Below are 18700 nucleotides of genomic sequence, written 5' to 3' on the forward strand. Positions count from 1 at the left end.
GGCGCCGCTAGCTCAGTTGGTTAGAGCAGCTGACTCTTAATCAGCGGGTCCGGGGTTCGAGTCCCTGGCGGCGCACAGACGGTCGAAGGCCCTCACCACACGGTGAGGGCCTTCGACGTATGCGACACGGGAATCAGCCCCGGGTCACCCGGACCGTCCACGCCCCGGTCGCCATATGGCCGCGCGTCTCCACCCGCACCCCGTCCGCCTCCAGGGTCTCCCCCGCCCCCAGGGGCGCGTCCGCCAGCGGTGGGTAGACGGACTCGCCCCAGCAGGCGTGCCCGCCCGGATGCCCGTCCAGCACCTGGATGGGCCCGCCGCCCGAGGCGGTGTCGCTGCGCACCCGGTAGACGAGGACGCCCTCGGTGCAGGTGGCCGAGTCATTGCCGGTCGCGCTGCGCGCCTCGACGACGATCGCGCTGGTCACCCCGGTACGGACCACCACCATCCGGGTGCGGGCGTCCAGGCCCGGGCGCATGGGCGACTCCAGCGGCTGAAGCGTGTGCACGGTGGTGCCGGGGCCGCTGACGCAGTCCACCTGGCGCGGGGCCAGCCAGCCCAGCTTCCACTTGTGCCAGCCGAAGGGTTCCGAGGCGAGCCCGAACTGGCTGCCCATGATGTCCCAGTCGCCCACATGGGTGTCCCAGTCGCCCTTGCCGTCGGTCGGCCGGTGGTAGAGGTCGGGCAGGTCGAGGACGTGACCGGTCTCGTGCGCGAGGACGTTGCGGTCCGGTGGATGGTGCTCGAAGACCGTGACGACCCGGCGCAGCTCGGTGCCGTCGACCTGGATGGGCTCCTCGAGGTTGACGACCTTGGTCGCGTCGGAGTCCACACCGGGGGCGTCGGGGTCGGCGACCAGATAGACGAGGTTGTAGCGCCGGAAGTCGACCTCCTTGTCGACGGCGGCGATGGCGTCCCGCAGATAGGCGGAGCGCTGCTCCCCGTCCCAGTCGCGCTGTATGTGGTAGTCGCCCGAGGGCCGGGGCATCCGGAACCACTTCTTCAGTGGGTGGACGCGCAGGGTGAACCGTCCGTAGGAGGCACGCTCGAAGAAGCGGGAGGTGCCGGGGAAGTGGTCGGCGGCGAGCCGGTCGGGGGTGACGAAGGGCTTGGAGTCCGGGAAGGACAGGAAGACCATCACGGCGTCGAGGCGCCCGACGGGCCGGGGGTAGTCCGGATTCCAGGTGTCGAGACCCTCCGAGTGATGGGCCTGGCTGCGGGGCAGCGCACAGGGCCCGCCGGGCCCCGCGGCGTGCGCCGGCCCGGCGACCACGGTCGTGGCGATCGCGCACAGGCAGGTCAGCACCGCGCCCACGCGGCGCAGCCGGGACCGCTCCACGCGGCGCGGCCGCGGCCGGTCCACTCCCATGGGTGTCAGCGGACGCACCACGTCGACCTCCGGGGACGGAATCGGGAGACCTCACCCACCCTCTTGTTATTTGCGGTGTTATGCCCCGTTTCACTACCCCAGTCGAGTGACTAAGCCGACTTCTGGGTACATCACACTCAGTCACTGACGGTCAATCGACTAGACGCAACCATCCAGCCTCAGGCGTGAGTGTGCGCGGACGCGCATGGACGGACAGAAACGGTCGGACCCAAGCCGACGGCTCCACCCCTCGCGGCCGGGCCGCTGGAACGGTCCCTGCGCGGGCTCTATGCTCGCCACACTTCCAGCACGGAATCCCCCTACAGACGGCGATTTGCCGTCTTTTCCACCACGCGTACGAGCCATACGACTCCCCGCACGGGCCCCGTGCGGAACCACTGTCACGCGGGAGCGAGCGTTGAGCGGAACACTCGACGGCCAAGGCGGTCCGCCCGACCCCACGCCGCCAGTCGTCACGCAACGTCATGCCATTTCGGATGGCGCTTCGAATGGTTCGGATGTCACGTCTGGTTCGGATGTCACGTCGAACGAATTCCGCGCCGTCTTCCGGGCCGCACGGCTCGGCATGGCCGTCGTCGGCGACGACGGCCTCGTACGTACCGCCAACCACGCCCTGGGCACGCTCCTGGGCACCGACCCGGACCTGCTACGGAACGCCCCCGCCGCCGAACTCGCCGGGCTGCGCGAGGACCCCCGCGCGTGGAGCGCCTATCGCGAGGTCCTGCTCGGCCGCCGCGACCGGCTGCACTTCACCCGTCGGCTCAGACGGCCCGGCGGCCGGGAGATGTGGGCCGAGGTGACGGTCACCTCGCTGCCGGAGACCCACGACGCCCTGCTGTCGATGGCCGACATCACCGACCGGCGCGATCTGCGCGCCCGGCTGCGGCATCTGCGGATGCACGACCCGGTGACCGGGCTGCCCAACCGGAGCCTGTTCTTCGAACGCCTGGCCGCAGCCCTGGCGGCCACCGCGCTCCCCCCGGACGCCATGCCTCGCCCGGACGCCATGCCTCGCCCGGACGCCATGCCTCGCCCGGACGGCGTGCCCCGCCCCGGCGCCATGCCCCGCCCGGACGGCGTGCCGCCCCCGGACGCCCTGCCATACCCCGACGCCCTGCCGCACCCCGATGGCGTACCGCGCGGCGGCCGCCGACGCAGCGGTCGGATCGGGCTCTGTTATCTCGACCTCGACGGTTTCAAGGCGGTCAACGACACCCTCGGCCACCGGGCCGGGGACCTGCTGCTGGGCGCGGTCGCCCGGCGGCTGACGGAGTGCGCGGCCCCGGACGGGCATCTGGTGGCCCGCCTGGGCGGCGACGAGTTCGCGCTGCTGGTCGAGGAGTCCGCGGGCACGGAGCAGCTGGTCGACCTCGCGGCGGCCGTCCAGGCGGCGCTCACCCGCCCGTTCGAGGTGGCGGGGCAGCGGCTGGCGGTGTCGGCGAGCATCGGCGTCGTCGAGCGTCCGGCCGCGGGGACCCACGCGACCGAGCTGATGCAGGCCGCGGACACCACGCTCTACTGGGCCAAGGCCGACGGCAAGGCCCGCTGGACGCTCTTCGACCCCGAGCGCAACGCCCACCGGATGACCCGGCAGGCGCTGTCCAACACCCTGCGGCCGGCCGTGGAGCGGGGGGAGTTCGTCCTCCAGTACCAGCCGCTGGTGGGGCTCGGCGACGGTGTCGTACGGGGGGTGGAGGCGCTGGTGCGCTGGCGTCATCCGCAGTACGGGACGCTCGCGCCGAATCGGTTCATCGGACTGGCCGAGGAGACCGGCGCCATCGTGCCGCTCGGCCGCTGGATCCTCGCGACCGCGTGCCGCCAGGCGCGCCGCTGGCAGCTCGCCCATCCCGGCGAACCGCTCGTGGTCAGCGTCAATGTGGCGGTACGTCAGGTGTGGGACTCCGACCTGGTCGCGGACGTCGCCGGGATCCTCGCCGAGACCGGGCTGCCGGCGCGGCTGCTCCAGCTGGAGCTCACCGAGTCGGCGGTGATGGGCTCGGCCGGCCGGCCCCTCCAGCAGCTCCAGGCCCTGCGCGACATGGGCGTCGCCATCGCCATCGACGACTTCGGCACCGGCTACTCCAACCTCGCCTACCTCAGCCGGCTGCCCGTCTCCACCCTCAAGCTCGACGGCTCCTTCGTCCACGGCTTCCGCGCCGAGGAGCACCCCAACCCCGCCGACGAGACGATCGTCGAGGCGCTGGTGCAACTGGCCCACCGCCTGGGGCTCACGGTGACGGCGGAGTGCGTGGAGAGCGCGGAGCAGGCGGAGCGGCTGGGGCGGATCGGCTGCGACACGGGCCAGGGGTGGTTCTACTCCCGGCCCGTGCCGGCGGACCGGATCTCGGCACTCCTCAGTACGGGGGTACGTCCGTAAGTCCAGGGGCTCCGCCCCTGGACCCGGACCGCGCCGCCGCGCGGTGTCCTCGAACGCCGGACGGGCTGATTCCCTACGCGCCCCTACGCGCCCTGCGCGCCTTACGCGCCGGGGAAGCCGTACTCGTCCGCGATCAGGTCGTAGCTGCGCAGCCGCGTCTCCGGGGTGTGGGTGTTGGCTGTGATCATCAGCTCGTCCACGCCCGTGCGCTTGGCCAGCGCGTCCAGGCCCTCGCGTACCTCGTCCGGCGTGCCGAAGACCACGTTTCGCAGCCAGTCGGCGACGAACTCCTGCTCGGCCAGGCCGAGCGGGGTGGACTCCGCCTCCTCCGGCGAGGGGATCAGGCCCGGCCGGCCGGTGCGCAGGCGCAGCATCGACACCGCGCCGGTGAGGACCTGGCGGCGGGCCTCCTTGGGGTCGTCCGCCGCGAGCGCCTGGACGCCGATCTTGGCGTACGGGCGGTCGAGGACGGCGGAGGGCCGGAAGGACTCGCGGTAGAGCTCCAGCGCGGGGAGCGTGTGGGCCGACGAGAAGTGGTGCGCGAAGGAGAACGGCAGGCCGAGCAGTCCGGCCAGGCGGGCGCTGAAGCCGGAGGAGCCCAGCAGCCAGATCGAGGGCCGGTCGGCGCGCTGCACCCCGCCCGGCACCCGCCCCTGAATGGGCCCGGGGACGGCGTGGATCCGGGCGTAGCGGTGGCCCTGGGGGAAGTCGTCGTCCAGGAAGCGGGTCAGTTCGGCCAGTTGCTCGGGGAAGTCGTCCGCCCCCTCCGCGAGCCGGTCCTGCCGGCGCAGCGCCGCGGCGGTGGCGCCGTCCGTGCCGGGCGCGCGCCCCAGGCCCAGATCGACGCGCCCCGGGGCGAGGGCCTCCAGGGTGCCGAACTGCTCGGCGATCACCAGCGGCGCGTGGTTGGGCAGCATCACTCCGCCCGAGCCGAGGCGGATGCGGTCGGTGTGGGCGGCGAGGTGGGCCAGGATGACGGCCGGGGAGGAGCTGGCGACGCCGGGCATGGAGTGGTGCTCGGCGACCCAGAAGCGGTGGTAGCCGCGTCGCTCGGCGAGCCGGGCCAGCTCGACCGTCGTGCCCAGGGCCTGCCGCGCGGTCCGGCCGCTGCCGACGGTCGCGAGATCCAGTACGGACAGGGCAACGGGCGCGCTGCCAAGGGGTTTCGCCCGGATGATGTCGTCCTGTACGTCGGCCACGGTGGCCCGCCTCCCTGGGTTGACTGCCTCGGTCCGGAGTGCTCGCGGCGCTCCGACCAGCAGCAACCGGAGAATATCTCCGCTTATTCCGCCGATCACGACCGGAGCGTCCCGGGACAACGGCATATGCCAAGGTCGTGGCGGGCAGGACAGGGAAAACGACCGCCGTCGCGATTCTCGTCAACTCCCTCTCCCGGCGGTCGGTTTCGCCGTTACCGTGGAGAGTGGTACACCCGCAAGTAACCACAAGGGGGAGACCGTGGCGCTCAGCCCCGAGCCGACCGCACCGCTGCACTCGGCGCAGTGCGCCCTGCGCGTGCTGGAGACGGTCGCCAAATACGCCGGTGGCGTCAGCCAGGCCCAGATCGCCCGCGAGACGGGGCTGCCCCTGGGACGGCTCGCCCACCTGCTGGCGATGCTCCGCCGCGAGGAGTACGTGGCGCTGACCGGCGACGGCGGCTACGTCACCGGTACGTCGATGCTCCTGCTGAGCACGAGCGGCGACCGCGCGGCCGCCCTGGAGGGCAAGCTCCAGCGCTCGCTGTCCACGCTGCGCGACACCCTGGGCGCCGCCGTCTACCTCAGCGCCTACATCGACGGCGAGATCCGGATCACGCAGTACGCGGACGGGCCGCGCGCCCCCAAAGTCAACGAGTGGGTCGACTTCCGCTCCGCCGCCCACGCGACGGCTCTCGGGAAGTGCCTGCTGACCCAGCTCGACCACGACGACCGGCGCGACCACCTCGCCCGGCACCAGACCGCCCGGCTCACCTCCAAGACGATCACCAACGAGCGGATCCTCTTCAGCAAGCTGGACGCCCAGCCCGCGACCGTCCCCGTACTGGACCTCCAGGAGTACGCCGTGGGCACGGTCTGCGCCGCCGTGCCGTTGTCCGCCGGACGCTCGGTGGGCTCGCTGGCGCTCTCGCTCCCGGTCCGCCACGCCCACCGGCTGCGCCAGGCCGCGGACACCCTGAACCGCCACGCGGCCCCGATGCTCCTCTCCCTGGCCCTCTAGAGCCCCGGAGACCTCTTACAAGCGGGGCCGCAGGGGCCCCTGTGACCCGTGGTTCGGAGCACCCCCGGACATCGGGTAGAGTTCTCTCTGTCAGCAGGCGCCGCTAGCTCAGTTGGTTAGAGCAGCTGACTCTTAATCAGCGGGTCCGGGGTTCGAGTCCCTGGCGGCGCACAGACGGTCGAAGGCCCTCACCATTGGTGGGGGCCTTCGACGTATGCCGTGGTGAGGTATCCGATGACTTATGTCATCGGCGGGCGGTGATTCACGGATCTGCCCGTGATCCGCCCGCCCCGGAAGACTTCTTCCCATGACGACCGAGACCATCGCCGCCGCCGAAGCGACCACCACCGGCACCGCCGCCGAGGCCGGTGAGGAGATCAAGCCGCTCCCCATCTGGTTCTTCTGCTTCGAGGGCCTGATGTCGGCCGCCTACGACCTGTTCAAGGCGTACCCGCAGAGCCTGTGGGTGCTCGGCGCCCTCGCCCTGGTCAACCTCGTCGCCTCGCTGACCGTGCTGCGCTCCCGGCTGAAGCTGGCCAAGCGGCTGTGGCGCGGCAAGGGCACCCGCAAGATCGCCCTCGGTCTGGTCGCCCTGCGCCTCGGCAGCCACCTGGCGCTCGGCGCGGCGGGCCTGGCCGTGACCGGGATCGCGGGCCACCTCGGCTTCGCCGTCGTGATGGCCGCCACCACGGTCTCCCTGCTCTGGTTCGGCCAGCGCACGGCCCTGCGCGCGATCGCCGCCGGCCGGGCGTGACCCGCCCGGCCTACGGACACCCCGCGCCCCCCTACGGACACCGCTTACGGACGCGCGTCACGGCCGGCAGTGCGGGCGCGCGGTCGCGGGAGGGCGGACGGCCCGTAGCATGGAAGGCCGTCCCCGGCGCCGGTTCCGGGGCGCCCGGCCGGAACGAGCGCCGACGACGGGCAGGACAGCGACAGGGAGGAGAGGGCACGTGCCGCAGCACCGCCGCCCGACGGCAGCCGCAGCGCTGCTGCTCCTCCTCGCGGTCCTCTTCGGCCCGGTCGTCTGCGGCGCCGGCTCGTCCGCGTACGCGACGGGCAGCGGCTCCGTCCCGGCCGTCTCCGCCCGGGTACAGCACCCGGCCGCCCCGGTCTCCCCCGAGCTCCGGCCCCGTACCGACGTCACGGACAGCGGCGGCAGCTGCCGCCAGCAGGACACGCCCCTCAAGGGCGCCGAGGCCGCCGTCGCGCACACCCAGGCCGACCCGCTCACCGCCCCCGGCACCGCCCGCTCGGCGCTCCCCCGCGCCCGGGCCCCTCAGGTCACCGCCCCCAGGGCACCGCCCGTCACGGCGGCCGACCGCGCCGAGCTGCTCCCCGTCCTACGGATCTAGACCGCCCCACCACGGCCCCCGCCGGGCCGTGCTCCGGCATACCCAGATTCCGTACGACCCAGGGAGTCCCCTCCTTATGTCCGCACGTCCCGCACGCCTCTCCACGCCTTCCCGCCGTCTGGCGGCCATCGGCGCGGCCCTCGCCCTCGTCGTGGCGGTCGTCGCCGCCGGCATCGCCATCGCCAAGAACACCGGCGGCTCCGGCAAGGACAAGCCCGCCGCCGGCTCCGGGCCGTCCTTCGACCCCAACCAGGCCACCTACGACAAGTTCGAGCAGGCCACCAGCCGCCGCAAGGACGGCGACCCGCTCGCGCTCGGCAAGGCCGACGCCCCCGTGGTGCTGGTCGAGTACGCCGACTACCAGTGCTCCTACTGCGGCCGCTTCACCCGGGAGACCCAGCCCGAGCTGGTCAAGAAGTACGTCGACGCGGGCGTCCTGCGCGTCGAGTTCCGCAACTTCCCGATCTTCGGCAAGGACTCCGAGCGCGCCGCCCGCGCCTCCTGGGCCGCCGGGCAGCAGGGCCGCTTCTGGCAGCTCCACGACGAGCTCTTCGCCAAGCTCCGCAAGGGCGACGCGCTCGCCGAGGACAAGCTCGTCGACATGGCCGGCAAGGCGGGTGTGAAGGACCTCGACAAGTTCCGCGCGGACCTCTCCGGCGCCGAGTCCGAGGCCGCGGTGAAGAAGGACCAGGAGGAGGGCTACGCCCTCGGCGTGCAGAGCACCCCGTCCTTCCTCGTCGGCGGCCGGCCGCTCGCGGGCGCCCAGCCGATGAAGGAGTTCGAGGCCGCCATCGCCCAGGCGAAGGCGGTCAAGGAGGCCGCCGGGAAGTCGGGCAAGTGACCGACATCGGCTACCTCGCCGCCTTCCTCGGCGGCGTCCTCGCCCTGGTCAGCCCGTGCAGCGCGCTGCTGCTGCCCGCGTTCTTCGCCTACTCCCTGGCGACCCCCACCCGGCTCCTCGCCCGCACCGGCGTCTTCTACCTGGGGCTCGCCACCACGCTCGTCCCCCTCGGGGCCGCCTCCACCGCCGCCAGCCGGCTCTTCAACGGCCACCGCGACCTGCTGATCACCGCCGGCGGCTGGGTGGTGATCGCCATGGGCGCGGCCCAGATCGTGGGCCTCGGCTTCGCCTCCAGGAAGGCCCAGGCGGCGGCGGGACGGATCACTCCGCGCACGGCCGCCTCGACCTTCCTCCTGGGCTGTGTCTACGGGCTGGCCGGCTTCTGCGCGGGGCCGATCCTCGGCGCGGTGCTGACCGTGACGGCCGTGGACGGCGATCCCCTCCACGGGGCGTCGATGCTCGCCGTCTACGCGCTGGGCATGGCGCTGCCGCTGTTCGTGCTGGCCCTGCTCTGGGACCGCTTCAAGCTGGGGCAGCGGCGCTGGCTGCGCGGGCGGGAGCTGCGCCTGGGCCGGCTGCGGCTGCACACCACCTCGCTGGTGTCCGGCCTGTTCTTCATCGCCATCGGGGTGCTCTTCCTCGGCTTCGGCGGGACGACCGGGCTGCCGGGGTTCGTCGACGCCGAACAGGAGTTCCGGCTGGAGGAGCTGGTCTCCCGGGTGGGCGGCGCGGTGCCGGACTACGCGCTGCTGGCCGTGCTCGCGCTGGTGGCGGCGGGCGCGCTGGCGTGGTTCGCGCTGCGGCGCCCGGCCGGTGAGGCCGCCCCCGGCGGCCCGGAGGACGGCGCCGAGGGCCGGTAGGCCCCTGGTGCCGCCGTGGGGCGCCCGGCGGACGGGCACCCCACGGCGGGCCTCCCGGGGACCGTCAGGATCCGGATGTCAGGATCCTGACGTCCGGATGCGGACGTCAGGATTCCGGCCTCAGAACTGGACGTCCGAACAGGCGTAGAACGCGTTGCCCGTGTCGGCGATGGTCCAGACCGCGAGGACCAGCTGCTTGCCGCTCTTCCCCGCCGGGAGCGTGCCCTGGTGGGTGACCGCGGCGTCGGGGATCCGGCCGCCGTAGGGGACGGTCAGGAACGGCTGGGGGTCGAGATCGGCCCTGGTGAGCGGCCGGTTCGGGTCGTAGTGGTCGTTGGTGATGTAGTAGCGGAAGTCCGTGGTGGCGTGGCGGGCCGTCAGCTTCCAGCGGAACGAGTAGCTCTGCCCCGCCGTGACCTTGGTGGCCGGCCACTCCCCGCCGCGCGGGTCGTCGAGCTCCGCGAAGCGGCTGTTGCCGCCCGCGCAGAGAGTGCCGTCGGACGGGCCGTGGGACGGGAAGCCCTTGGGGCCCTCGACCGACTGGGGCTCCCACTGGATCTCACCGCAGTCGCTCACCGCGCCCTGGGCGCAGAACACCTGCCGGCTGGTGGGCGCGTCGGTGTAGCCGTGGCTGTTGGCACTTCCGGTGGAGACGAGGGAGATACAGGCGACGCTCAGGCCGATGATCGCCGCACTGATCCTTTTGCGCATACGTCACTCCTCGAGAACGTGGGGGGTTCTGTGAGCCGAGTGGATTGCGGTCTAGACCAAGAGTGACGCTAGTACTGGCCAACGGTCATGTCCAGGCCAAAAATGGGGTCTTGACGTCACCCTCGGTCGCACCGCTCCTCATCGCCCGTACAGGTGAGCGGCGATCCGGCCTCCCCGTCCCAGCGGAAACCATCACGGTCGGGCGACTCGATCCGGCCGTACATATGCGCGTCGAAGTACGCGAGGCTGGAGAGCCGCACCCGGGTCCCCGGACGAGCCGCCTCGACATAGCGCCCGCCGCCCAGGTAGATCGCGACGTGGTGCACCCCGGAGGCCCGGCCGTCGCTGGACCAGAAGACGAGGTCACCCCGGGCGAGAGCGGCGCGGGGAATGCGCCGGGTGGCGCGGTACTGGTCGGCCGCCAGCCGCGGCAGCCGGATTCCCGCCTTCAGGTACGCCTGCTGGACAAGCCCGGAGCAGTCCCAGCGGTGGGGGCCGGCGCCGCCGTAGGCGTAAGGGTCACCCAGATGGCCCAGCGCGAAGGCGATGGCGGGCTCCAGCCCGCGGATCCTGGCGCTCTCACCGCTGCCGCCGCCCTGATCGGCGACGTCGTCACCGTCGACGGCGGTCGTGTCGTCGGTGTCGGCGTCGGCGAGGACCTCGGGGGGTACGTCGTCGGGCAGGTCCTCGGGGGCGGTGTCGGGCGGGCCGCCGTCCGGGTCGTCGGCGGCGACGGCCACCGGGTCCGGGCTGGGGTCGGGCCGCTCGGCGGCCAGGGCGAACGTACCCGTACCGGCGAGCAGCACGGCCCCCGCGGCCGCCATCGCCGCCCGGCGCCCGGTGCGCCGGGGGCGCCGGTGCCGGCCGCGCCCGCCGGGTATCTCCTCGGGCATCTCCCCGCCGCCTTTCCCTCGGTTCCGCTCGGCACAGCTTCTCAGCGGCCAAGGAGAACCGCATGTCGCGAGACAGTCACCCTCCGTAATAAATATCGCCTGATTTTCGGGCATAGCGACCGACGTGGTCGGAGGCACCTCCGGGCGTCGGGTAGAGTCTTCTCTGTCAGCAGGCGCCGCTAGCTCAGTTGGTTAGAGCAGCTGACTCTTAATCAGCGGGTCCGGGGTTCGAGTCCCTGGCGGCGCACGCGAGACTCAGGGCTCCTCACCATCGGTGAGGGGCCCTGAGTCGTTCTCTGTTCGATGCGAACATCTACACGCATCATTGCTGACCGCTTCCGCAACATTCGTAAGCATCTTCGTTCGACGTACCGCTTTGCCCGGTAAACACCTTCTTTCACCCTTGCGATCATGATGCGCGGTCCGAGATCCTAAAGCGCACGACTTCACCCAATGTCACGTCGCCAACGGGGAGTTGGGTGGCGCCCGCAGGGAGCCGGCGCGGGTATGCCCGCGCGCGGCCAGGGGGGCCGGGGGGCCCGCGAAACGGCACACACACGCAGTGAGCATGCGTGCGGGGGGAATGACTCATGACGTCCACGCCTGCCGACGCCCGGCAGCAGTCCTACGACCCGTCGGCGACGGCGCGCCCGCGCCTCCCGGCCCCGGCCCGCGCGGACGACCCGCCGCCGGATCCCCGTCCGCCCAGACGGGCTTCGCCGCCCGGCCGCCGCGAGCCCCTCCCCCGTTTCGACTACGAGCACTACAGCCGGCTCGCCGGACCGCTGAGCCCGCCGCCGCAGGACCCCGGCACGTACCGGGTGCGCTACCGCAGCCTCCTCGCCGACGAGCCGCACCGCGTCCAGGCGGCGCTGCTGCTCGGCGCGGCGCCCGTGGTCTCGCTGGGCCTGCTGATCTGGCTGATGCAGCCCGCCCACTGGACCGAGCGGGAGCACGGCACACCGCTGATGCGCGCCCTCGACACCGTGATGCTCGTGTCGATCGGGCTGATCGAGCTGTTCCGCACGCTGAACGTGACGTCCAACGCCCATGCCACCCTCGTCGCCCGCGACCCGATACCGGTCGTCCCCGAGACCGGAACCAAAGTGGCCTTCCTGACCTCCTTCGTGCCGGGCAAGGAGCCCATCGAGATGGTCACCAGGACCCTGGAGGCGGCCGTCGAGGTCCGCCACCGGGGGCCCGTGCACGTCTGGCTGCTCGACGAGGGCGACGATCCCGAGGTCAAGGCCGTCTGCGCGCGCCTGGGCGTCCGCCATTTCTCCCGCAAGGGCGTGGAGAAATGGAACCAGCCGAAGGGCCCCCACCGCGCCCGCACCAAGCACGGCAATTACAACGCCTGGCTCGACGCCCACGGCGACGACTACGACTTCTTCGCGTCCGTCGACACCGACCACGTACCGCTGCCCAACTTCCTCGAAAGGATGCTCGGTTACTTCCGTGACCCGGACATCGCCTTCGTCGTCGGCCCCCAGGTCTACGGGAACTACGAGGCGGCGGTCACCAAGGCCGCGGAGAGCCAGCAGTTCCTGTTCCACGCGCTGATCCAGCGCGCCGGGAACCGCTATGGCTCACCCATGTTCGTGGGCACCAACAACGCCGTGCGGATCAGCGCCCTCAAGGGCATCGGCGGGCTCTACGACTCGATCACCGAGGACATGGCCACCGGCTTCGAGCTCCACCGCCACCGCAATCCGGGGACGGGCCGGAAATGGCGCTCGGTCTACACCCCCGACGTCCTCGCCGTGGGAGAGGGACCGAACGCCTGGACGGACTTCTTCACCCAGCAGCTGCGCTGGTCCCGGGGCACCTACGAGACCATCATCAAGCAGTACTGGAAGGGCCCCTTCACCCTGTCGCCGGGGAAGTTCCTCAATTACACCCTGATGGTCATCTATTATCCGATGACAGCGCTCAACTGGATGCTCGGCGCGCTGAGTTGCGCGCTCTTCCTGGGGCTCGGAGCCTCCGGCATCTCCATCAATTCGGAGATCTGGATGATGCTCTACAGCGACGCGGCGGCCCTCCAGATCGGCCTCTACATCTGGAACCGCCGGCACAATGTCTCCCCCCATGAGCCCGAGGGCTCGGGCGGCCTCGCGGGCATGGTGATGTCCGCGCTCTCCGCGCCGATCTACGCCCGCTCGCTGACGGACGCGGTGCTGCGCCGCAAGAGCTCGTTCGTGGTGACGCCCAAGGGCGATTCGGCCAGCCCCGACACCCTCTTCGGCACCTTCCGCATCCATCTGTTCTTCCTGCTCGTCTTCGGGGGGTCGCTGGTGGCCTCCTTCGTCCTCGGCCACACCCATGTGGCCATGCGCACCTGGGCGTCGCTCGCCCTCGCGGTCACCCTGGCCCCGATCGTCGCGTGGTCGTGGACGCTGTACCGCGCCAAGCATCCCGAGGGAGCCCGTCAGCGATGAGATTCCGACCGAGCCGCCGCATCCGTCGTACGGCGATGGGTGCGACGGTCGTGTTCGCCCTGGCGGGGATGAACGGCCCGGCGCTCTGGGACTACACCGCCGACCGGTATCACACGTACAAGATCAACCAGCCCGCCTACAAGGCGGAGAACGGCCACTGGGACGTCGTGGACGTCCCCCGGGAATACCGGATCAACACCATTCACGCCGCCCTGCTGCACACCGGCAAGGTGCTCCTCGTGGCCGGCTCGGGGAACAACGCCGCCAATTTCAAGGCCAAGTCCTTCCGCACGGTCCTGTGGGACCCGCGGAAGAACACCTTCAAGAACATCCCCACACCCAAGGACCTGTTCTGCGCCGGCCACACCCAGCTGCCGGACGGCAGGCTCCTGGTGGCGGGCGGCACCCAGCGCTACGAGAAGCTCAACGGCGACGTCACCAAGGCCGGCGGCCTGATGATCGTCCACAACGAGAACCCCGACAAGCCGATGACCTTCCCGGCGGGCACCCGTTTCACGGGCAAGGCCAACCACAAGACCTTCGAGTCCAAGGACGCCGTCCTCGTGCCGCGCGCCACCAAGACCGGCGAGGGCGACAAGGTCAAGGTCACGGCCAGTACCGCGCGCGTCTATGTGGAGGCCCTGGAAAAGGGCCCCAAGTACGAGACGGGGACCACCGACAACTACCGCATCGAGGGCCTCACCGGCGTCGACGACCGGAACAACTACGGCATCGCCAACAAGCTCTCCTTCGACAAGAAGGATTTCCAGGGCATCAAGGACTCCTTCGAATTCGACCCCGTGGCCGAGCGCTACATCACGGTCGATCCCATGGAGGAGGCCCGCTGGTACCCCACCCTCACCACGCTCCAGGACGGCAGGGTGCTCTCGGTCTCCGGGCTGGACGAGATCGGCCAGGTCGTCCCCGGGAAGAACGAGATCTACGACCCGAAGACCAAGAAGTGGTCCTATCTCCCCAAGGAGCGGTTCTTCCCCACCTATCCGGCCCTCTTCCTCGCCGACAAGGGAAAGATTTTCTACACCGGCTCCAACGCGGGCTACGGCCCGGCCGACAAGGGCCGCACTCCGGGCCTGTGGGACCTGGAGAGCAACGCGTTCACAGAAGTGCCCGGCATCAGCGATCCCGACATCCTGGAGACCTCGATGTCCGTGCTGCTGCCGCCTGCCCAGGAGCAGCGCTTCATGGTCCTCGGCGGCGGCGGGGTGGGCGAGGACCGCAAGTCCACCGCCAGGACCCGCATCGTGGACCTGCGCGAGGACAAGCCGCGCTTCCACGACGGCCCCGACCTCTACGCGAAGGTGCGCTATCCCAGCAGTGTCATCCTCCCCGACGACACCGTGCTGACCACCAATGGCTCCGGCGACTACCGGGGGCGCAGCCAGTCCAACGTCCTGGGGGCCGAGCTCTACGACCCGGGGGCCAACTCCACCCGTCGCGTCGCCGATCCGCTGGTGGGCCGCAACTATCACTCCGGCGCTCTGCTGCTGCCCGACGGCCGGGTGATGACCTTCGGCTCGGACTCGCTGTTCGGCGACAAGGACAACACCAGGCCCGGTACGTTCCAGCAGCAGATCGACCTCTACACGCCGCCGTACCTCTTCCGCGACGAGCGCCCGGAGTTCAAGGACACCGGCCCCCGGACCATCAAGCCGGGCGAGCGGACCTCGTACCGCACCAGCGACCCCGGGGCGGTCTCCCGGGCGCGGCTGATCCGGCCGGGGTCCTTCACCCATGTCACCAATATCGAGCAGCGCTCGATCGCACTGGACCTCGCCAAATCGGCGGCCGGTGTGACCGTCACGGTGCCCGAGGACCCGTCCCTGGTGCCGCCCGGCTGGTACATGCTGGAGCTGATCGATCACAAGGGCACCCCGTCCGAGGCGGTGTGGATCAAGGTGCCGGTGGCGGAGAAGGCCTCCGGAGAGCAGCCCTCCGGGGGACAGACCTCCGGGGAGCAGGTCTCCGGAGGACAGGGCGAGGAGTAGTCAGCGGGCGTTGCGGGCCAGCTCCAGGGCGTAGGTCTCCCACCACTGGCCCGCGTCCGGGCCGCCCTTGCAGGTACCGTCCGACTCCCCCGGCCGTTTGACCCAGAGATAGGCGTCAACCAGCGCGTCCCCCGTCCTGGTGGTCGGGGGGTCACCGAGGGCGCGGCCGGAGGGGTTGCACCAGGCCTTCTCGTGGCCGCCGGAGAGCGGGCCGTTGCCGTTGCGGCTGGTGTCGATGACGAAGTGCTTGCCGCCCAGCAGCTCGGAGAGCCGGTGGCCGTAGTCCTTGCTGTCCCCGGTGGTCTGGAAGTTGGAGACGTTGAGGGCGAAGCCGTCGGCCTGGTCGATGCCCGCGCGGCGCAGTGGGTCGGCCATGCGGTCGACGGGCGTCACCCAGCTGGGATTGCCCGCGTCCAGGTAGACCTTGGTCCTCGGGAGGGCCTTGAGCCTGCCGACGGCCTCCTTGAGCAGCGCGTAGCGCTCCTCGTGGAACTGCTGGGGGGTGCAGCCGTCCTCCATGTGCGGCAGGGCGTCGGGTTCGAGGATGACGGTCGCCTTGCGGTCGCCGATGCCGCCGGCGGCCTTGTCCAGCCAGGCCCGGTAGGAGTCGCCGTCGGCGGCGCCGCCCGAGGAGTACTGGCCGCAGTCGCGGTGGGGGATGTTGTAGAGGACCAGCAGCGCGTCGCGGTCGACGGCCGTGGCGGCCTCGGTGAAGCCGCGGGTCTGGGTGTCCGGGTCGTCGGCGCCCACCCATTCGGCGACGGGCTGGGCGGCGATCTTCGCGATCAGCGCGGCGTCCTGGGCCTTGCCGGCCTTGCCGAGCCGGAGGGCCTCGCGGGCGGCTGTGCCGTCGGGGTTCACCCAGTAGGGAGAGGTGGACTTGGGGAGCTGGGAAGGGGCCTGGACGGCGAGGGCGTCCTTCCTGGGGACGCCGGAGTCGTCCGAGGAACCGCAGCCCGTGGCCGTGAGGAGCAGGAGCGCCCCCGCCGCTCCCGTCCGCGCCCATGCCCTGCGGCTCCGGCGCGCGCGGCCGGAGTAACTGCGGTACATCCACTCCCCCTTGGGTGTACTGCCTGTGGAGGTGATTGACGGAAGCGCCGTGCCCATGCTGGCACAGACGTGCCCACGCCCGGGGGCAGTCATGCCACGACACGTGGTGGGTCGCCCTGTCGGGCGACCCGGCCGGCGGGTGCCCACGCGCCCGGGCGGGTCGCCGGGCGGGTCGCCGGCCGGGGGCTCAGGCCGCATGGCCGGATCCCGTGGCGGTGGCGCCGGTCGCGCCGGTCAGATAGGCGGAGACGACGACGTTGGCGCTGTAGGAGCGCCGGTCTCGGTCGTAGTAGCCGCCGCAGGTGATGAGGCGCAGTTCGGCGCGGCCCTTGACGCGGGGTCCGTAGGCGCGCGCGGCGTCGAAGCGTTCCTTGGTGAAGACGGAGACGTCCTCGACGGTGAACTCGGCGACGGAGCCGTCGGCGCGGGTGACGTCGACCTCGGTGCCGCGCCGGATGTCGCCGAGCCCGTAGAAGACGGCGGGCGCGTGGTCGGTGTCGAGGTGGCCGACGAGGACGGCGGCGCCGGGGCTGCCGGGCCGGGGCCCGTCCCGGTACCAGGCGACGGCGCCGGGCCGGGCGTACGGGGGCGGGTCGACCGCGCCGTGGGGAGTCAGCCCGTGGTCCTCGACGGGGGCGTGGACGTTCATGGCCTTGATGGTCAGGGCCCGTGGGCGGCTTGCGGCCAGGGGGTGGTGGGGCGGGGGCAGCGCGGGGTCGGCGGGCCGGCCCACGGCGGCCACGTCGCCGGTGGTGGGGGCGGTCGCCATGGGCACCTCGGTGATGTCGCGTCCCCACAGCCACAGCGCCACCAGCAGGGCGGCCCAGGCCGTGCCGGTCAGCAGCCGGCCGGTGCCGCCGGCGCGGTCCTCTTCCATGGCGGTCGTCCGTCTTCCGCGCGGGTCAGCGCCGGGCCGCGGCGGTGCGCCGCCGGTGCCAGATCAGCGCGCCGGCGATGGCCGCGGTGGTGCCGGCGAGGACGAGGCCGGCGGTGTCGGGCGGTTCCACGGCGGCCGCGTGGGAGGTGCTGCCGCCGCCTCCGGCGGGGACGGGGGCGACGGGCGAGGAGTGGCCGAGGCGGCGGTCGCGGCCGGTGAGGGAGCCGCGGTCCTCGCGGTCGGCGAGGGAGCCGGCGGCGGGGTGGTCGGCGTCGGGGTGGTCGCCCCGGTGGGCGTCGGAGCCGTCGGTGACGACGGTCAGCCTGCCCTCGGCCGTGGCCTCCATGCCGTCGCAGTTGACCCTGACCTGGTAGGTCCCGGGGCGTACGGCCTCGCGGATGGTGGCCTCGGCGAACAGCCCGGCGGAGTCCTTGGCGAGCTTGGCGTCGGAGACGAACGCCTCGGAGGTGGCGGTTCCCCGCTCGCCGGTACAGCCGGAGACCCTCAGCTGCACCTCGGCGCCGGGCCGGGTGGTGACGGGGGTGAGCTCCATGGTCCCGGACATGGTGACGGGCCCGTCGTTGGCGTCGGCGGGGCCCGCGCCGGCGACGAGCGCCGCCGCGATCACGGCCCCGCACAGGGCGGAGCGGACTGCATCCATAGTGAACCTCCTGGTACTCCCGAGGTTCACCCGGTGATGTCCGTGGACGCATCCGCTCCGTAGCCGTATTGCTCCATTTGACGATCATCCAAGCCGGTCGGGTCAGCGCGGGGGCGCGGGCCCGGCCGGGGCGGGGCGGTACGGTCCGGTGCGTCAGATGAGCTCGACGAGGTCCGCGATGGAGTCGACGACCCTGGACGGGCGGAAGGGGTGGAGGTCGACCTCCTCGGCCTTGGTGAGGCCGGTGAGCACCAGGAAGGTCTCCATGCCGGCCTCCAGGCCCGCCAGGATGTCGGTGTCCATCCGGTCGCCGATCATGGCGCTGGTCTCGGAGTGGGCGCCGATGGCGTTGAGGCCGGCCCGCATCATCAGGGGGTTGGGCTTGCCGACGAAGTAGGGCTCGCGGCCGGTGGCCTTGGTGATGAGGGCGGCGACGGAGCCGGTGGCGGGGAGCGCGCCCTCGGCGGAGGGGCCGGTCTCGTCGGGGTTGGTGGCGATGAAGCGGGCGCCGTTGTTGATCAGGCGGATGGCCTTGGTGAGCGCCTCGAAGCTGTAGGTGCGGGTCTCGCCGAGGACCACGTAGTCGGGGTCGGCGTCGGTGAGGACGTAGCCGATGTCGTGGAGGGCGGTGGTCAGGCCCGCCTCGCCGATGACGTACGCGGTGCCGCCCGGCCGCTGGTCGTCCAGGAACTGGGCGGTGGCCAGCGCGGACGTCCAGATGTTGCGGACCGGCACGTCCAGCCCGATCCGCTTCAGGCGCGCGTGGAGGTCGCGGGCGGTGTAGATCGAGTTGTTGGTCAGCACCAGGAAGGGCTTGCCGGACTCGCGTAGCCGGGCGATGAAGGCGTCGGCCCCGGGGACCGGGATGCCCTCGTGCATGAGGACGCCGTCCATGTCGGTGAGCCAGGACTCGATCGGCTTGCGTTCTGCCACTACGGGACTCCTGCCGTGCTGTGCCCGTCGCCGGGGACGGGTCGGGGACGCCGGGACGACACCTCCCCCAGCTACCGCTGGGAGGTAC

The 18700-nt window shown here is 71.7% G+C and carries 16 protein-coding genes and 3 tRNA genes; 11 read left to right on the forward strand and 8 right to left on the reverse strand.

All coding sequences use genetic code 11. From position 1 onward, the window contains the following. The first annotated feature begins 1 nt into the window (after position 1). Positions 2-75, forward strand: a tRNA-Lys gene (locus tag ACFYZR_RS22020). A 58-nt stretch (positions 76-133) separates the two neighbouring features. Here ACFYZR_RS22020 and ACFYZR_RS22025 read toward each other — a convergent pair. Continuing rightward, positions 134-1369, reverse strand: coding sequence for a M6 family metalloprotease domain-containing protein (locus ACFYZR_RS22025; protein ID WP_391912758.1), 1236 nt, complete (start codon positions 1367-1369; stop codon positions 134-136). A 418-nt stretch (positions 1370-1787) separates the two neighbouring features. On the opposite strand from ACFYZR_RS22025, the gene ACFYZR_RS22030 reads away from it, so the two are divergent. Beyond that, positions 1788-3767 carry a putative bifunctional diguanylate cyclase/phosphodiesterase gene (locus ACFYZR_RS22030; RefSeq protein WP_391912760.1) on the forward strand — a complete coding sequence of 660 codons (1980 nt, stop codon included), beginning with the start codon at positions 1788-1790 and terminating at the stop codon, positions 3765-3767. Between the two features lie 101 nt (positions 3768-3868). Here the strand turns inward: ACFYZR_RS22030 and ACFYZR_RS22035 are convergent, their stop codons facing one another. Next, positions 3869-4966 carry an LLM class flavin-dependent oxidoreductase gene (locus ACFYZR_RS22035; protein ID WP_391912762.1) on the reverse strand — a complete coding sequence of 366 codons (1098 nt, stop codon included), beginning with the start codon at positions 4964-4966 and terminating at the stop codon, positions 3869-3871. Positions 4967-5225: 259 nt separating this feature from the next. Here ACFYZR_RS22035 and ACFYZR_RS22040 point away from each other — a divergent pair, with 259 nt between their 5' ends. The 6 genes from ACFYZR_RS22040 (at position 5226) to ACFYZR_RS22065 (ending at position 9040) form a co-directional block, all read left to right on the forward strand. Continuing rightward, positions 5226-5984: an IclR family transcriptional regulator gene (locus ACFYZR_RS22040; protein ID WP_391912763.1), complete on the forward strand. Its 759-nt coding sequence runs from the start codon at positions 5226-5228 to the stop codon at positions 5982-5984. Between the two features lie 97 nt (positions 5985-6081). Further along, positions 6082-6155, forward strand: a tRNA-Lys gene (locus ACFYZR_RS22045). Between the two features lie 136 nt (positions 6156-6291). Next, on the forward strand, positions 6292-6738 hold the full coding sequence (locus ACFYZR_RS22050; protein WP_391912765.1) for a hypothetical protein: 447 nt from the start codon (positions 6292-6294) through the stop codon (positions 6736-6738). A 199-nt stretch (positions 6739-6937) separates the two neighbouring features. Beyond that, positions 6938-7339 (forward strand): hypothetical protein, encoded by a 402-nt coding sequence (locus ACFYZR_RS22055; RefSeq protein ID WP_391912767.1) that lies wholly within the window; start codon positions 6938-6940, stop codon positions 7337-7339. A gap of 76 nt (positions 7340-7415) precedes the next feature. Then, entirely contained in the window at positions 7416-8180 is a 765-nt protein-coding gene (locus ACFYZR_RS22060) for a DsbA family protein (protein WP_391912769.1), read from the forward strand. Beyond that, positions 8177-9040: a cytochrome c biogenesis CcdA family protein gene (locus ACFYZR_RS22065; RefSeq protein ID WP_391912771.1), complete on the forward strand. Its 864-nt coding sequence runs from the start codon at positions 8177-8179 to the stop codon at positions 9038-9040. Before ACFYZR_RS22060 ends, ACFYZR_RS22065 begins: the two co-directional genes overlap by 4 nt. 120 nt (positions 9041-9160) lie before the next feature. Here the strand turns inward: ACFYZR_RS22065 and ACFYZR_RS22070 are convergent, their stop codons facing one another. Both ACFYZR_RS22070 and ACFYZR_RS22075 read right to left on the reverse strand, forming a co-directional pair. Continuing rightward, the gene (locus ACFYZR_RS22070) at positions 9161-9751 is read right to left on the reverse strand and encodes a lytic polysaccharide monooxygenase (protein ID WP_391912773.1); all 591 of its coding nucleotides are present in this window, start codon (positions 9749-9751) and stop codon (positions 9161-9163) included. Between the two features lie 116 nt (positions 9752-9867). Then, the gene (locus ACFYZR_RS22075; protein WP_391912775.1) at positions 9868-10644 is read right to left on the reverse strand and encodes a C40 family peptidase; all 777 of its coding nucleotides are present in this window, start codon (positions 10642-10644) and stop codon (positions 9868-9870) included. A gap of 173 nt (positions 10645-10817) precedes the next feature. On the opposite strand from ACFYZR_RS22075, the gene ACFYZR_RS22080 reads away from it, so the two are divergent. From ACFYZR_RS22080 to ACFYZR_RS22090, 3 genes are all read left to right on the forward strand, one after another. Next, positions 10818-10891, forward strand: a tRNA-Lys gene (locus tag ACFYZR_RS22080). 343 nt (positions 10892-11234) lie between these two features. Further along, positions 11235-13085: a glycosyltransferase family 2 protein gene (locus ACFYZR_RS22085; RefSeq protein ID WP_391912777.1), complete on the forward strand. Its 1851-nt coding sequence runs from the start codon at positions 11235-11237 to the stop codon at positions 13083-13085. Beyond that, on the forward strand, positions 13082-15091 hold the full coding sequence (locus ACFYZR_RS22090; protein WP_391912779.1) for a galactose oxidase-like domain-containing protein: 2010 nt from the start codon (positions 13082-13084) through the stop codon (positions 15089-15091). Before ACFYZR_RS22085 ends, ACFYZR_RS22090 begins: the two co-directional genes overlap by 4 nt. Here ACFYZR_RS22090 and ACFYZR_RS22095 read toward each other — a convergent pair whose 3' ends face one another. The 4 genes from ACFYZR_RS22095 to ACFYZR_RS22110 all read right to left on the reverse strand — a co-directional run bounded on the left by ACFYZR_RS22095 (position 15092) and on the right by ACFYZR_RS22110 (position 18612). Next, positions 15092-16141 (reverse strand): glycoside hydrolase family 6 protein, encoded by a 1050-nt coding sequence (locus tag ACFYZR_RS22095; protein ID WP_391912781.1) that lies wholly within the window; start codon positions 16139-16141, stop codon positions 15092-15094. Between the two features lie 187 nt (positions 16142-16328). Continuing rightward, positions 16329-17018, reverse strand: coding sequence for a class F sortase (locus ACFYZR_RS22100; RefSeq protein WP_391912783.1), 690 nt, complete (start codon positions 17016-17018; stop codon positions 16329-16331). A gap of 25 nt (positions 17019-17043) precedes the next feature. Next, positions 17044-17679: a hypothetical protein gene (locus ACFYZR_RS22105; RefSeq protein WP_391912785.1), complete on the reverse strand. Its 636-nt coding sequence runs from the start codon at positions 17677-17679 to the stop codon at positions 17044-17046. Positions 17680-17832: 153 nt separating this feature from the next. Beyond that, the gene (locus tag ACFYZR_RS22110; protein WP_391912787.1) at positions 17833-18612 is read right to left on the reverse strand and encodes an HAD-IIA family hydrolase; all 780 of its coding nucleotides are present in this window, start codon (positions 18610-18612) and stop codon (positions 17833-17835) included. Positions 18613-18700 lie beyond the last annotated feature (88 nt).

Origin of the sequence: Streptomyces sp. NPDC001678, assembly GCF_042892945.1 — a bacterium.
Classification (GTDB): Bacteria; Actinomycetota; Actinomycetes; order Streptomycetales; family Streptomycetaceae; genus Streptomyces.

Bases quoted from the DNA above. Each gene is read 5' to 3' on its own strand.
- ACFYZR_RS22025 (WP_391912758.1), bottom strand. From the start codon at position 1,369: ATGGGAGTGGACCGGCCGCGGCCGCGCCGCGTGGAGCGGTCCCGGCTG.
- ACFYZR_RS22050 (WP_391912765.1), top strand. From the start codon at position 6,292: ATGACGACCGAGACCATCGCCGCCGCCGAAGCGACCACCACCGGCACC.
- ACFYZR_RS22060 (WP_391912769.1), top strand. From the start codon at position 7,416: ATGTCCGCACGTCCCGCACGCCTCTCCACGCCTTCCCGCCGTCTGGCG.
- ACFYZR_RS22070 (WP_391912773.1), bottom strand. From the start codon at position 9,751: ATGCGCAAAAGGATCAGTGCGGCGATCATCGGCCTGAGCGTCGCCTGT.
- ACFYZR_RS22075 (WP_391912775.1), bottom strand. From the start codon at position 10,644: ATGCCCGAGGAGATACCCGGCGGGCGCGGCCGGCACCGGCGCCCCCGG.
- ACFYZR_RS22085 (WP_391912777.1), top strand. From the start codon at position 11,235: ATGACGTCCACGCCTGCCGACGCCCGGCAGCAGTCCTACGACCCGTCG.
- ACFYZR_RS22090 (WP_391912779.1), top strand. From the start codon at position 13,082: ATGAGATTCCGACCGAGCCGCCGCATCCGTCGTACGGCGATGGGTGCG.
- ACFYZR_RS22095 (WP_391912781.1), bottom strand. From the start codon at position 16,141: ATGTACCGCAGTTACTCCGGCCGCGCGCGCCGGAGCCGCAGGGCATGG.
- ACFYZR_RS22100 (WP_391912783.1), bottom strand. From the start codon at position 17,018: ATGGAAGAGGACCGCGCCGGCGGCACCGGCCGGCTGCTGACCGGCACG.
- ACFYZR_RS22105 (WP_391912785.1), bottom strand. From the start codon at position 17,679: ATGGATGCAGTCCGCTCCGCCCTGTGCGGGGCCGTGATCGCGGCGGCG.